Origin of the sequence: Pseudoxanthomonas daejeonensis, assembly GCF_010093205.1 — a bacterium.
Lineage (GTDB): Bacteria > Pseudomonadota > Gammaproteobacteria > Xanthomonadales > Xanthomonadaceae > Pseudoxanthomonas > Pseudoxanthomonas daejeonensis.
Window position 1 is genome coordinate 13432 of the sequence record NZ_PDWN01000015.1, and the last position, 13608, is coordinate 27039.

The following is a 13608-nucleotide window of genomic DNA, read 5'->3' on the forward strand; positions in this document are numbered from 1 at the left end:
ATCCCCACACGCCGGAACGGCCTTGTCCCGCACCGCCATCGACGACCTGCAAGCCCTGTTGCAGGGCCCGCCTGCGGACCTGCTGCCGGCCGCGTTGCGGACGAAGTTTCTGCAGGGTTGGGACGCCAGCGGCACCAGCCACGAACACCGGCTGCCGTGGCCGGTCATCGCCGATACCCTGCACACGCTCGGACAGCTGGGCGCCGACGAATCGGCGCTGTCCGCGGCGCTGCTGTTCGACCTGCCCGGGCTGCGCGGTGTCGTCGCCAAGGCCGTGGCCACCGAGCTTCCGGCGGTCGCGGGCCTGCTCGAAGGCCAGGACGCCGCCGACCAGGTCTGGGCGCTGCATGCCGGGCGCGAGGCCGGCCGCAATGGCGAGGGCCTGCGCAGGCTGCTGCTGGCGATCATCCAGGACCTGCGCGTGGTGCCGATCCTGCTGTCACGGCAGCTGGCGCGGATGCGCGCCGCCGACCGCCTGCCGGAACCGGAGCGGCGCGCGCTGGCCCAGCTCACCCGCGACATCCACGCACCGCTCGCCAACCGGCTGGGTATCTGGCAGCTCAAGTGGGAGCTGGAGGACCTGGCGTTCCGCTTCCTCGAGCCCGACACCTATCGCCACCTCGCGCGCGAACTGGACGAGACCCGCGCCGACCGCGAGCGCTACATCGAGGCGGTGAAGGGGCAGTTGGGCAAGGCGTTGAAGGCGCAGGGCCTGGCTGCCGACATCAGCGGACGCTCCAAGCACATCTACAGCATCTGGCGGAAGATGCAGAAGAAGCACCTGCCGCTGGACAAGCTCTACGACCTGCGCGCGGTGCGGGTGATGGTCGACGACGTCGCCGCCTGTTACGCGGCGCTGGGCGTGGTCCATGCGTTGTGGGCGCCCGTGCCGGGCGAGTTCGACGACTACATCGCCCGGCCCAAGCCCAACGGTTACAGCTCGCTGCACACCGCGGTGGTCGGGCCGGAAGGCCGCACCCTGGAAGTGCAGATCCGCACCCGCGACATGCACGAGCAGGCCGAGCTGGGCGTGGCCGCGCACTGGCGCTACAAGGAAACCGGCGGCAGCGCGGCGGGGAAGGGGGCGGGGCGTGCGTTCGAACGCAAGATCGCCTGGATGCGGCAACTGCTGGAGCAGTCCGGCGAGGGCCGCGACGAAGGCCTGGCCGGTGCGCTGGATGCGGAGCTGGTCGAGGAGCGTGTGTATGCGCTGACCCCGAAGGGCGAAGTAATCGACCTGCCGCAGGGCGCCACGCCGCTGGATTTCGCCTACCACGTGCACACGATGGTCGGGCACCGCTATCGCGGCGCCAAGGTCAATGGCCGGATCGTGCCGCTGGGCCACCACCTTCGCAGCGGCGACCGGGTGGAAATCATGACCGGCAAGGAGCCGGATCCGCGCCGCGACTGGCTGCTGCCGGCCAATGGCTATCTCGCCAGCGGCCGCTCGCGCGACAAGGTGCGCGCCTGGTTCCACAAGCTGGACCGCTCGCGCAACGTGCAGGCCGGGCGCGAGATGCTCGAACGCGAGCTCAAGCGCCTGGGACTCCACCATGCAGACCTAGCACCGGTCGCGAAGAAATTCCATGCCGAATCCGTCGACGACCTGTACATCCAGGTCGCGCTCGGCGATGTCGGTCCGCACCAGGTCGGTCGCGCGCTGCACGAGCTGGAGCGTACGGCGGCGCAGGCCGCTCCGGTGCTGCACACGCGCCCGGCGCCGCGCCAGGCGCGCAACCGGAAGGCCGATGCCGGCTTCACCGTGCAGGGCGTGGGCAACCTGCTGGTGCAGCTGGCGCGCTGCTGCCAGCCGGTGCCCGGCGAGCCGATCGCCGGTTACCTGACCCGCATCCGCGGCGTCACCGTGCACCGCGCCGACTGCGCCTCGTTCACGCGCCTGGCCGCGGCCCAGCCGCAGCGCGTGTTGCCGGTGGAGTGGGGCGCCGCCGGGGGCGGTTACGAGGTCGACGTGGCGGTCAGCGGCGTGGACCGCAAGTGGCTGCTCAAGGACGTCACCACGCTGATCGCGCAGGAGGACGCGCACGTGGCCGACATCCGCAGCGACGTGCGCCCCGACGGTCGCGTGCAGCTGCGGATGCGCCTGCGGGTGTCCGATTACGGCCAGCTTTCGACCCTGCTTGGCAAGCTGGACGGGCTGCCGGGCGTGGAACGCGCCCAGCGCCTGGGTTGAGCCTGCATGAATGGCGGTGATGGGCGCGACGAATCGCGATGCGCGGTGTTTGCCGCCGGCAGGCCGCTGGCATAGTCTTTCCGCATGAACCTAGGCCATTCCGCGCAGGTTGTCGCCCCTGCTTCGCCGTCCACCAGCGAGCCGGTGCCCGACTACGTCCTCGAGCTGGAGCGCGCCGCCGCCTACCTGCCGCGTGAACAGCTGCCGATGCTGAGGGAGGCCTGGCGCGTCGGCGCCGCCGCCCATGCCGGCCAGACCCGCAAGTCGGGCGAGCCCTACATCACCCATCCGGTGGCCGTGGCCGGCGTGCTGGCCGAGCTGGGCCTGGACGTGGAAACCCTGATCGCGGCCATCCTGCACGACACGATCGAAGACACGCCGCTGCGCCGCGAGGAGATCGCCGCGCAGTTCGGCGCCGACGTGGCCGACCTGGTGGATGGCGTCACCAAGCTGGACAAGCTCAAGTTCCGCGACCGCCAGGAGGCCGCGGCGGAGAGCTTCCGGAAGATGCTGCTGGCGATGTCGCGCGACCTGCGCGTGATCATGATCAAACTGGCCGACCGCCTCCACAACATGCGGACGCTCGGTGCGCAGGGCGCCGAAGCACGCACGCGCATCGCGCGGGAGACGCTGGAGATCTACGCGCCGATCGCGCAGCGGCTGGGCATGAGCCTGGTCAAGTCGGAGCTGCAGAACCTCGGTTTCCGCGCGCTGCACCCGTGGCGCCACGCGATCATCGAAAAGCACATCCGCAGCCAGCCCGTGGTACGTCGCGAATCGCTGACCCAGGTCGAGGTGCAGCTGTCGCAGGGCCTGGCCCGCGAGGGCATCGAGCACCGCCTGGTCGGCCGGATCAAGACCCCGTGGAGCATCTACAACAAGATGCAGGGCGAGGGCAAAAGCTTCGACCAGGTGATGGACGTGTTCGGTTTCCGCGTGGTGGTACGCGGCGTGCCGGACTGTTACCACTCGCTGGGCGCGGTGCATGCGCAGTTCAAACCGCTGGACGGGCGTTTCCGCGACTTCATCGCGATTCCCAAGGCCAACGGCTACCAGTCGCTGCACACCGTGCTGTTCGGCCCGTACGGCTCGCCGATCGAAGTGCAGATTCGCACCGAGGAGATGGACCTGATCGCCGAACGCGGGATCGCGGCGCACTGGACCTACAAGCATGGTGGCGACGGTCCCAACAGCGCGCAGAGCCGCGCGCATGCCTGGATCGTGGAGCTGATCGATTCGCAAAGGGCGGCGGGCTCATCGCTGGAATTCCTGGAGAACGTCAAGGTCGACCTGTTCCCGGACGAGGTCTACCTGTTCACGCCCAAGGGGCGGATCCTGTCGCTGCCGCGCAACTCCACGGCGCTGGACTTCGCCTACGCGGTGCATACCGACATCGGCAACCGCGCGGTGGCCGCGCGCGTGGATCGCAAGCTGGTGCCGTTGCGGACCAAGCTGGCCAGCGGGCAGACGGTGGAGGTCATCACCGCCAAATCCGCATTGCCCAAGCCGCAGTGGCTGGAGTTCGTCGTCACCAGCAAGGCGCGTACCGCGATCCGCCACCAGCTCAAGCAGCTCGAGCACGAGGACGCGGTGCAGCTGGGCCATCGCATGCTGGACCGCGCGCTGGAAGCGATGGGCAGCTCGCTGGAGAAATTGCCGCCGCGGCGGCTTGAGTCTTTCCTGCTCGAGCACCGCTTCCCCCGGCTGGAGGCGTTCCTGGCGGACGTGGCACTGGGCAACTGGATGCCCAGCCAGGCCGCGCAGGCGCTGATGGCGTATGCCGAACTGCGGGGCGGCGGCCATTCCAAGCACTCGCAGGAGAAGATCCTGATCAACGGCACCGAGGGTGGCGTGGTCAGCTTCGCCAACTGCTGCCAGCCGATCCCCGGCGACGAGATCATGGGTTACCACACGGCCGGCAAGGGCGTGGTCGTGCACCGGCTCGACTGCCCGAACCTGGCCGAGTTCCGCAAGTCGCCCGAGCGCTGGGTGCCGATCGACTGGGATCCCAATGTGTCCGGCGACTACGACACCTCGCTCATCGTCGATGTGGAAAACCACACGGGCGTGCTGGCGCAGCTGGCCGCCGCGGTGGCGCAGAGCCAGTCCAACATCGAGCGCGTGGATTACCTGGATCGGGACATGAACGCCGCGCAGCTGCGTTTCGCCATCCAGGTCCGCGACCGCAACCACCTGGCGGAAGTGATCCGGCGCCTGCGCCGGCTCAACGTGGTGCAGGGCGTCCGCCGGCAGTAGGCCGGGGTAGCCCGACGCGTTTGCGGCGGTGTGGCTCCCGTTCCCATGCAAAGCCGGGCGAGCCCGCCACTCCGGTGTGCCGCGACGGGGCCGACCTTGCTCCGCCGCTCTTCACGCGAGCCGGTAGAATCGCCGCATCTTCCTTTCCAGGGCATCCGCATGTCGCAGATCATCCAGACCGACAAGGCGCCGGCCGCCATCGGCCCCTATTCGCAGGCCGTGCGCAGCGGCAATACCGTGTACTTCTCCGGCCAGATCCCGCTGGTCCCGGCCACCGGCGAGGTGGTCGCCGGCGACATCACCGCGCAGGCGCGGCAGGTGTTCGACAACCTCAAGGCCGTGGCCGAGGCTGGCGGCGGTTCACTGGACCGGATCGTGCGCCTGGGCCTGTACCTGACCGACCTGACGCAGTTCGCCGCGGTCAACGCGGTCATGCAGGAGTATTTCTCCGCGCCGTTCCCCGCGCGTTCGACGATCGGCGTCTCCGCGCTGCCCAAGGGCGTGGCGTTCGAAGCCGACGCGGTCATGGTGCTCGACTGAGCGTGCGCCGGGCCGGGTTCGCCGCCATTGCGCGGCGAAGGACGCGCGCGTGAGGACGAAGCGCCACGGCGCGCCCTCGCTCGCCGGCGGAGCCACTCCGCTGGCGGCGCTGCGTGGCGTCGGTGCCGGTACCGCGGAAAAACTGGCCGCACGTGGCCTGGTCACGGTGCAGGACCTGTGGCTGCACCTGCCACTGCGCTACGAGGACCGTACCCGGCTGACGCCGATCCGCGACCTGCAGGCGGGAGTGCCGGCGCAGGTCGAAGGCACGGTCGAAGCGGTCGAGCGTGGATTCCGCTACCGGCCGCTGTTGCGGGTGGCGCTGGATGACGGATCCCACGCCACCCTCGTCCTGCGCTTCTTCCACTTCCGCGCGGCCCAGGTGGCGCAGTTCCGCCCTGGCGTGCGGTTGCGCTGCTTCGGCACGCCGCGCCCCGGCCAGCACGGGCTGGAAATCGTCCATCCGAGCTACCGGGTGCTGGGTGACGCCGATGAAGTGGCGCTTGGCGACTCGCTCGATCCGGTGTACCCGGCGGTCGAAGGCGTCGGCCCGTCCACGCTGAAGAAGCTGATCGGCCAGGCGCTCGACCTGCTGCCCGACACTGCCGTGCTCGACCTGTTGCCGGTTTCGCTGCCGGGGGTTTCGGAGACGGTGCTGGCCACCTTGCCGGACATGCGTGAATCGCTGCTGGCGCTGCACCGCCCGCCGGTGGACGCCGACCTCGCCGCGCTCGCCGCAGGCACCCACCCGGCGCAGCGTCGGCTGGCAATCGAGGAACTGCTGGCCCACCACTTGAGCCTGCGCCGCCAGCGGCTGGCGCAGCAGCAGCTCAGCGCCCGTTCGCTTGCCGGCACCGGCACGCTTGCGAGTCGCTTGCGACAAGGCCTGCCGTTCGCGCTCACCGGCGCGCAGCAGCGCGTGTTCGAACAGATCAGCCAGGACCTCGCCACGCCGTCGCCGATGCAGCGCCTGGTCCAGGGCGACGTGGGGTCCGGCAAGACCGTGGTCGCCGCGCTGGCCGCGACGCTGGCGGTGGAGCGCGGCTGCCAGGTCGCGCTGGCCGCCCCGACCGAACTGCTGGCCGAGCAACACCTAGCCAACCTGCGCGCGTGGCTGGAGCCGCTCGGCATCCGCGTGGCCTGGCTGGCGGGCAAGGTCACCGGCAAGGCCCGCGCCGCGGCGCTGGCGGACGTCGCTTCCGGGCAGGCCCAGGTGGTGGTGGGCACGCACGCGCTGATGCAGGAAGGCGTGGCTTTCCACGACCTGGCCCTGGTCATCGTCGACGAGCAGCACCGCTTCGGCGTGCAGCAGCGCTTGGCGCTGCGCGACAAGGGACCGGCCAGCGGACATGTGCCGCACCAGCTGGTGATGACCGCAACCCCTATCCCGCGCACGCTGGCGATGACCGCCTACGCCGACCTCGATGTTTCCGCGATCGACGAGTTGCCCCCGGGCCGGACCCCGGTGCAGACGGTGGCGGTGAGTGCCGAGCGCCGGCCCGAACTGGTCGAGCGCATCCGCGGCGCCTGCGCCGAGGGGCGCCAGGCCTACTGGGTCTGCACGCTGATCGAAGAGCCCGATGACGACGGCAAGCCGGGACAGGACCTGCGCCAGCAGGCGCAGGCCGCCGAGCGCACGTTTGCGCAGCTGTCGCAACAGTTGCCCGGGGTGCGCGTGGGCCTGGTCCATGGGCGGATGAAGGCATCGGAAAAACAGGCGGTGATGCGTGCGTTCAAGGAAGGCGCGCTCGACCTGCTGGTCGCCACCACCGTGATCGAGGTCGGCGTGGATGTCCCCAACGCCTCGCTGATGATCGTGGAGAACGCCGAGCGCCTGGGCCTGGCCCAGCTGCACCAGCTGCGCGGACGGGTCGGTCGAGGCGCGGCCGCATCCAGCTGCGTCCTGCTCTACCAGCCACCGCTTTCACAGATGGCGCGGCAGCGACTGGACGTGCTGCGCCAGACCGGGGACGGGTTCGTTATCGCCGAAAAGGACCTTGAACTGCGCGGCCCGGGTGAACTGCTGGGCACCCGGCAGACCGGCCTGGCGGCCTTCCGCATCGCCGACCTGGCCCGCGACGCGGGCCTGCTCCCGCAGGTGCACGCCCTGGCGGACCGGTTGCTGGCCCATGCGCCCGATGCGGCCGACCGGGTGGTGGCGCGCTGGATCGGTGGCGCGACGCGTTACGCGGCGGCCTGAGCGACCCTGTGGCCGGGGTTTGCCCGGACCGGCGGGAATGGCGACACTGGCCGGCCGTTTACCGATGAGTCCCGCATGAGCGAGAAGATCCCGCTGCTGATCGACACCGATCCTGGCGTCGACGATGCGCTGGCGCTGCTGATGGCGTTCCATTCCGAGGTGCACGAAGTGGTCGGCCTGACCATCGCCGCGGGCAATGTCGGCCTCGGCCACACCGTCCGCAACGCGCTGAAGCTGCGCGAGGTGGCTGGCAGGCAGGACATACCGGTGTTCGCGGGCTGCGATGGGCCGCTGGTCCATGCGCCGCGCGAGGATGCCGCTCACGTCCATGGGCGCGACGGCTTCGGCGACATCGGCTATCCGGATCCGGTCGGTACGGCCGCCAGCGAGCACGCGGCGCTGGCGATCCTGCGCCTGTCGCACGAGCACGCCGGGCGCCTTTTGCTGGTCGCGCTCGGGCCGCTGACCAACCTGGCCCTGGCCCTGCGCCTGGATCCGACCCTGCCGCAGCGCGTAGCCCGGCTGGTGGTGATGGGCGGGGCGGTCACCGCCCACGGCAACATCACCCCGGTGGCCGAGTTCAACGTGGGCTTCGATCCCGAGTCCGCGCACGTGGTCCTGTCCGGCTTCCCGAAGTACGACCTGGCCGACTGGGAGGCGACCATCGCCCATGGCCTCCACCATCGCCGGACCGAGGAGTGGCTGGCGGCGGACTCGCCGCGGGCCCGCTTCTACGACGCGATCTCGCGCCAGACCCGGCTGTGGTCGGAAGACCGGCGCGGGGAGTTCTGGTTCTCGGCCGATGCCCTGGCCATGGCCTGGGCGCTGGAGCCGGACGGGGCGCTGGAGCAGGTCGAGCGGCCCGTGGCCGTGGAGACCGAGGGCCGCCTGGCGCGGGGCATGACCGCCGTGGACTGGAACCGCCAGACCGGCGCCGCCGACAATGCGCGGATCCTGCTGCGGTACGACCAGGCCCGTTTCGAGGCTCGCGTCCAGGCCGCGCTCGCCGCGGCCTGATCCGGAATATTCCCGGCCTTGCGCCAAGGGTGGCCCGGCGACTACAATGCCGGGCTCTGTTCCGTTACCAGACTACGGTGTACGCCATGAAGGCCGGCATCCATCCCGATTACCGCGACGTTGTGTTCTTCGACGTCACGTCCGATTTCAAGATCCTCACCCGCTCGACCCTGGCCGCAGGCGCCAAGGAGACCGTGAAGTGGGAAGACGGCAACGAATACCCGTTGGTGAAGATCGAAATCTCCTCGGCCTCGCACCCGTTCTACACGGGCAAGCACAAGGTCATGGACACCAGCGGTCGCATCGACAAGTTCCAGCGCCGTTACGCGCGCTGAGTTCCGTCTGATCGCGTTGCCCATGCGGGCAGCGCGATGAAGCGATTGCAGTGAGGCAGAAACGGCCGCGCCCGCGCGGCCGTTTTGTCGTGCGTGGCATCCTGCGGCGCATATACGACTTCCGTCCGAGGGATTCTGGACGGTGGGGTATGCGATAATTCCGGGGATTCGCGGCTGCGGCCGCGGACTCCCTCGCAACCGTACCGGGCGCCTCCACGCAAGGTGCGATGCCTACCCCACAGAGGAGCGCACACCGTGTCCAATCTCGACCAGGTCACGTTGAATGCCGGCGACAAGTCGGTAGCCCTGCCGGTGCTCAAGCCGACGCTGGGCAACGACTGCATCGACATTTCCAAGTTGACCAAGGAAACCGGCCTTTTCACCTACGATTCCGGTTTCACCGCTACGGCGAGCTGCAAGTCGGCCATCACCTACATCGACGGCGACAACGGCGTCCTGCTGTATCGCGGTTACCCGATCGAGCAGTTGGCCAAGCATTCCAGCTTCCTGGAAGTGGCCTACCTGCTGATGAACGGCGAACTGCCGACCCCGGTCGAGTTCCAGAAGTTCGAGCACGAGATCACGCATCACACGATGATGCACGAGTCCCTGAAGAACTTCCTGCAGGGCTTCAACTACGACGCGCATCCGATGGCCATGCTGGCCGGCACGGTGGCTTCGCTGTCGGCGTTCTACCACGACACCCTGGACCTCAACGATCCGGAGCAGCGCCGGCTGGCCGCGATCCGCCTGATCGCCAAGGTGCCGACCCTGGCTGCCGCCGCCTATCGCTATTCGATCGGCTGGCCGTCGCGCTATCCGCGCAACAACCTCGACTACGTCAACCGCTTCCTGCACATGATGTTCGAGGTGCCCAGCGAACCGCTGGAGATGAACCCGGTCGTGGCCAAGGCGCTGGACCTGCTGTTCATCCTGCACGCCGACCACGAGCAGAACGCCTCGACCTCCACGGTACGCCTGGTCGGTTCGACCGGAGCCAATCCGTATGCCTGCATCGCCGCGGGCATCACCGCGTTGTGGGGTCCCGCACATGGCGGCGCCAACGAGGCGGTGCTGAAGATGCTGGAAGAGATCGGCACCCCGGACAAGGTCGAATCGGCGATCGCCAAGGCCAAGGACAAGGAGTCGGGCTTCCGCCTGATGGGCTTCGGCCACCGCGTCTACAAGAACTTCGATCCGCGCGCCAAGATCATCCGCGAGATGACCCACAAGGTGCTGGGCGAGCTCGGCGTGGACGATCCGCTCCTGGAAGTGGCGATGAAGCTGGAAGAGGCGGCGCTGAAGGACGAGTACTTCATCCAGCGCAAGCTGTACCCGAACGTCGATTTCTACAGCGGCATCATCTACAAGGCGCTGAAGATCCCGACCGAGATGTTCACGGTCATGTTCGCCATCGGCCGCACTGCCGGCTGGGTGGCGCACTGGCTGGAGCAGCAGGTCGACCCGGAAGCCAAGATCGGCCGTCCGCGCCAGATCTACACCGGCTACGACGTGCGCGACTACAAGGGCATGGACCAGCGCTGATCGCAGCGGTCGGTTGTCGAGGAACGCCCCGCCCGCGCGGGGCGTTTTCTTTTGAGGGATCCGGTGCATCTGCGGTTGCGTGGCCGCAGGCAAGGTCAAGGGGCGCGACCGGGGCGCGCTGCAAGGCGGCGAGGCTAGGGAAGCGAGTCCTCGTATCCGGCAATCTCGTCGTCGGCCAGCAACTGCCGCAGCTGCGCCAGCGAGGCCCGCCGCATCGGGCGCTCGTCCACCGCCGACAGCGGTGCCTGTCGCAGGGCGTGCAAGGGCAGGACGGTGATATCGAAGGCGAGGTCTTCGGCGCTGAACAGCCACACCGGCAGGTCGGCACGGCGTTCCCGGTCCAGGCGCAGCTGGCGCTCGCGTGCTTGCGCCGGTATCCCGTGCTCGTCGAGGAAGCGGGCCACAGCCTCGGCATCGTCGGTGTAGGCGTGCAGCAGCACCGGCGAGGTCGCGTCAGCGGTACCGTCGAGTACCGGGCCGACCAGCCGTGGCTCGAATGGCGCCAGGAATTCCAGCGCCCGCACCGCGGCCTCCCGTCGCTGGCGCAAGGCAGTGGCCTGCGTATCGCCGAGGAAAATCCGCTGGTACTCGCGCAGCGCATCCTCGATCTCGCGATTGCGTGGCAGCGACGCGTCGTCATGGATGCCCAGTCGGGCCGCCGCTTTGAGCTTGGCCTGGTGGAAATCGCGGATGCCGCCTTCGGCCATCAGCCGGGCTGCTTCGTGGGCCAGGCGATGGCGGCGCTCGCGGGTGCGGGTCTGCGCATGCTGGGGCGCACGGTGCATGGCGGTGTCCCTGGCCGTTTGAGGCGACTGTAGCGCACGCCGGCACCGGCGGGTGACGGATCGCTCGCGCCGCCCCGCCACTCCTCCCGGGATCGGTCAGAAGATGTCGAACGCTTCCTCGTCGCTCTGTTCGGGCCCGAGGAAGTCGAGGCTGTTGCGCATGCGTTCCAGGTCCTCGACCTTGACGAACTCGACCAGGCCGCCGCCCTCGGTGGACATGTGCCCGGCGCCATCCACGTAGACCTTGACCATGCCGGCCGGTGGCTCGTTGGCGGCGATCGGCTGGTCCTTGAGCGCCACGCGCATGTAGTCGATCCAGATCGGCAGTGCGGCCTTGCCGCCGTATTCGCGATAGCCCAGCGAGCGGAAGTCGTCACGGCCGACCCAGACCGTGGTCGCAAGCGGGCCGCCGAAACCGGAGAACCAGGCGTCGCGATGGTCGTTGGTCGATCCGGTCTTGCCGCCCACGTCCTCGCGCTCCAGCACCTTGGCGGCCGTGCCCGTGCCCCGCTGGACCACGTCGCGCATCATCGACACCAGCTGGTAGGCGGTGCGTTCGTCGATCGCGCGCGGCGCGACCTTGCCGTCCGGCGCCGGTATCGCGGGCGTCGCAGGAGCCTCCTTCGCTTCCGCGACCGGTGCGGGCGCCTGGCCGGGTGCGGTGGCGGGCGCGACGGCACCGAAATTGAAGCCGTCGACGACCTGCGGCACGGTCGCGGCGCCGTTCGTGCCCATCCCGCCACCACAACCGCGGCAGGCCTGCGCGGGCGATTGCTTGAACAGCACCTGCCCGTTGCGGTCACGCACCTCGTCGATGAACCAGGGGTCGACCCGCGAGCCGCCGTTGGCGAACACGGCGTAACCGCGTGCGACCGACAGCGGAGTCAGCGAGGCGGTGCCGAGCGACATCGAAAGGTTCGGCGGGAGCTCCGCTTCGTCGAAGCCGAACTGGGCGATGTAAGTCCGGGCGAAGTTCACCCCGATCGCATCCAGCAGGCGCACCGAGACCAGGTTGCGCGACTGCACCAGCGCTTCGCGCAGCCGCATCGGGCCCCTGAAGCCGCCGCCGTCGTTCTGGGGCGACCAGGTGTTGCCGCGGCGGTCGCGGAACACCACGGGCGCGTCGAGCACGATCGATGCGGGATTGAAGCCCTTCTCGAACGATGCCGCGTAAAGGAACGGCTTGAAGCTGGAGCCGGGCTGGCGGCGGGCCTGGGTGGCGCGGTTGAACTTGTTGCCGGCGAAGCTGTAACCACCGACCAGCGCGCGCAGCGCACCGTTGTTGGCATCCAGCGAGACCAGCGCGGACTGGCCGCGGGGGACCTGGTCGAGCAGGTATTCGCCTTCCTTCTCGCCGCGGCGGACCCGGGTCACGTCGCCGCGCTTGAGCAGGGCTGCGGGACTCTTGCCGGTCCAGCGGGCCGCGGAGGCGGGGAGGGTGATGCTGCTGCCGTCGGCGAGGACGACCCGCGCGCTGCCGTCGGCGGCGGTCCCGGCGACCACGACGGGCAACAGGGCGCCCTGCGAGGTCGTACCGGCCAGGGCCTTGGCAAGCGCGGCATCATCGGCGTCGGCGGCGACTTCGGCCTGGCGCTCGACCCCGTGCCAGCCGTGGCGGTGGTCGTACAGGTGCAGGCCGTCGCGTACCGCCTTGTCGGCCGCCGCCTGCAGGTCCGGCAGGATGGTCGTGGTGACGTGGTAACCGCGGGTGACCGCTTCGGGTCCGTAGCGGGCGATCATCTCCTGGCGGACCATCTCGGCGACGTAGGGCGCGGCCACTTCCACCGGTGGCTCGTGGGGGCTGGCATGCATCGGCACGGCCTTGGCCGCGGCGGCCTCGGCGGCGCTGACGAAGCCGAGTTCGGCCATGCGGTCCAGGATGTAGTCCCGGCGGATCTGCGCCCGCTCCGGGTTGCTTATGGGGTTGCCGCTGGACGGAAACTTGGGGATGCCGGCCAGCGAGGCCATCTCGTCCAGCGACAGGTCGACCAGTTTCTTGCCGTAGTAGTACTCGGCCGCCGCGGACACGCCGTACGCGCGATTGCCGAAAAAGCTCTTGTTGAGGTACAGCGCAAGGATTTCGTCCTTGCTCAGCGCGCGCTCCATCTTCATCGCCAGCAGCATCTCGGCGAGCTTGCGCTGGTAGCTGTATTCGGAGCTCAGGAAGAACTGTCGTGCCACCTGCTGGGTGATGGTGGAACCGCCAGGCACGCGCTTGCCGTCGGTGGTGGCCAGCAACCAGACCGCGCGCGCCACGCCCTTGTAGTCGACGCCACCGTGCTCGTAGAAGCGGGCGTCCTCGATCGCGATGAAGGCCTGGCGCAGGCGCTCGGGCACTTCCTCGATGCCGACCGGGTAACGCCGGTTTTCGCCGAAAACGGCCATCAACTGCCCGTCGGCGGCATAGACATAGAGGGGTTCCTGCATCTCCACTTCGCGCAGGGACTCGACTTCCGGCAGGCGCGAGGACAGGATGAAGTAGAGCGTTCCCAGGCCGATGGCGGCGAGCAGGGCCAGGCCCGCGGAGGCGATCAGCACCCAGCGCAGCAGGCGGCGAAGACGGGGCATCGAGGGGTTCCGATTGCAGATTTTGCGGCCGCAGAGTATAGATGTTCCAAGGACATCCACAGGGGGAATGTCCGGGGGACAGCAAGGGGGCGAAGGCCAAGGCCACCCGTGACAGGCATCCCAGCCTGCACATGGGGGTGTTGCCAAGCCTGAAAAAACCGTTATCTAATG

9 protein-coding genes are annotated in these 13608 nt (G+C 69.0%); 7 read left to right on the forward strand and 2 right to left on the reverse strand.

Features of this window, described 5'->3' with window-relative positions; genetic code table 11:
• Positions 1 to 22 precede the first annotated feature (22 nt).
• The 7 genes from CSC65_RS13885 (at position 23) to CSC65_RS13915 (ending at position 10084) form a co-directional block, all read left to right on the forward strand.
• Positions 23 to 2191 carry a RelA/SpoT family protein gene (locus CSC65_RS13885; RefSeq protein WP_162411180.1) on the forward strand — a complete coding sequence of 723 codons (2169 nt, stop codon included), beginning with the start codon at positions 23 to 25 and terminating at the stop codon, positions 2189 to 2191.
• A gap of 84 nt (positions 2192 to 2275) precedes the next feature.
• Positions 2276 to 4447: a RelA/SpoT family protein gene (locus CSC65_RS13890; RefSeq protein WP_162411181.1), complete on the forward strand. Its 2172-nt coding sequence runs from the start codon at positions 2276 to 2278 to the stop codon at positions 4445 to 4447.
• A 159-nt stretch (positions 4448 to 4606) separates the two neighbouring features.
• Positions 4607 to 4987 carry a RidA family protein gene (locus tag CSC65_RS13895; protein WP_162411182.1) on the forward strand — a complete coding sequence of 127 codons (381 nt, stop codon included), beginning with the start codon at positions 4607 to 4609 and terminating at the stop codon, positions 4985 to 4987.
• A gap of 49 nt (positions 4988 to 5036) precedes the next feature.
• Positions 5037 to 7187 carry an ATP-dependent DNA helicase RecG gene (recG, locus tag CSC65_RS13900; protein WP_162411183.1) on the forward strand — a complete coding sequence of 717 codons (2151 nt, stop codon included), beginning with the start codon at positions 5037 to 5039 and terminating at the stop codon, positions 7185 to 7187.
• Between the two features lie 75 nt (positions 7188 to 7262).
• On the forward strand, positions 7263 to 8204 hold the full coding sequence (locus CSC65_RS13905) for a nucleoside hydrolase (protein ID WP_162411184.1): 942 nt from the start codon (positions 7263 to 7265) through the stop codon (positions 8202 to 8204).
• Between the two features lie 86 nt (positions 8205 to 8290).
• Positions 8291 to 8539, forward strand: a complete 249-nt coding sequence (locus CSC65_RS13910) for a type B 50S ribosomal protein L31 (protein ID WP_162411185.1) — start codon at positions 8291 to 8293, stop codon at positions 8537 to 8539.
• A 255-nt stretch (positions 8540 to 8794) separates the two neighbouring features.
• Positions 8795 to 10084 (forward strand): citrate synthase, encoded by a 1290-nt coding sequence (locus CSC65_RS13915; RefSeq protein ID WP_162411186.1) that lies wholly within the window; start codon positions 8795 to 8797, stop codon positions 10082 to 10084.
• Positions 10085 to 10218: 134 nt separating this feature from the next.
• Here the strand turns inward: CSC65_RS13915 and CSC65_RS13920 are convergent, their stop codons facing one another.
• Both CSC65_RS13920 and CSC65_RS13925 read right to left on the reverse strand, forming a co-directional pair.
• Positions 10219 to 10869: a hypothetical protein gene (locus tag CSC65_RS13920; RefSeq protein WP_162411187.1), complete on the reverse strand. Its 651-nt coding sequence runs from the start codon at positions 10867 to 10869 to the stop codon at positions 10219 to 10221.
• A gap of 96 nt (positions 10870 to 10965) precedes the next feature.
• On the reverse strand, positions 10966 to 13437 hold the full coding sequence (locus tag CSC65_RS13925) for a penicillin-binding protein 1A (protein WP_162411188.1): 2472 nt from the start codon (positions 13435 to 13437) through the stop codon (positions 10966 to 10968).
• Positions 13438 to 13608: the final 171 nt, after the last annotated feature.

Coding starts and splice junctions, on each gene's coding strand:
- CSC65_RS13890 (WP_162411181.1), top strand. CDS start 2,276: ATGAACCTAGGCCATTCCGCGCAGGTTGTCGCCCCTGCTTCGCCGTCC.
- CSC65_RS13895 (WP_162411182.1), top strand. CDS start 4,607: ATGTCGCAGATCATCCAGACCGACAAGGCGCCGGCCGCCATCGGCCCC.
- CSC65_RS13905 (WP_162411184.1), top strand. CDS start 7,263: ATGAGCGAGAAGATCCCGCTGCTGATCGACACCGATCCTGGCGTCGAC.
- CSC65_RS13910 (WP_162411185.1), top strand. CDS start 8,291: ATGAAGGCCGGCATCCATCCCGATTACCGCGACGTTGTGTTCTTCGAC.
- CSC65_RS13920 (WP_162411187.1), bottom strand. CDS start 10,869: ATGCACCGTGCGCCCCAGCATGCGCAGACCCGCACCCGCGAGCGCCGC.
- CSC65_RS13925 (WP_162411188.1), bottom strand. CDS start 13,437: ATGCCCCGTCTTCGCCGCCTGCTGCGCTGGGTGCTGATCGCCTCCGCG.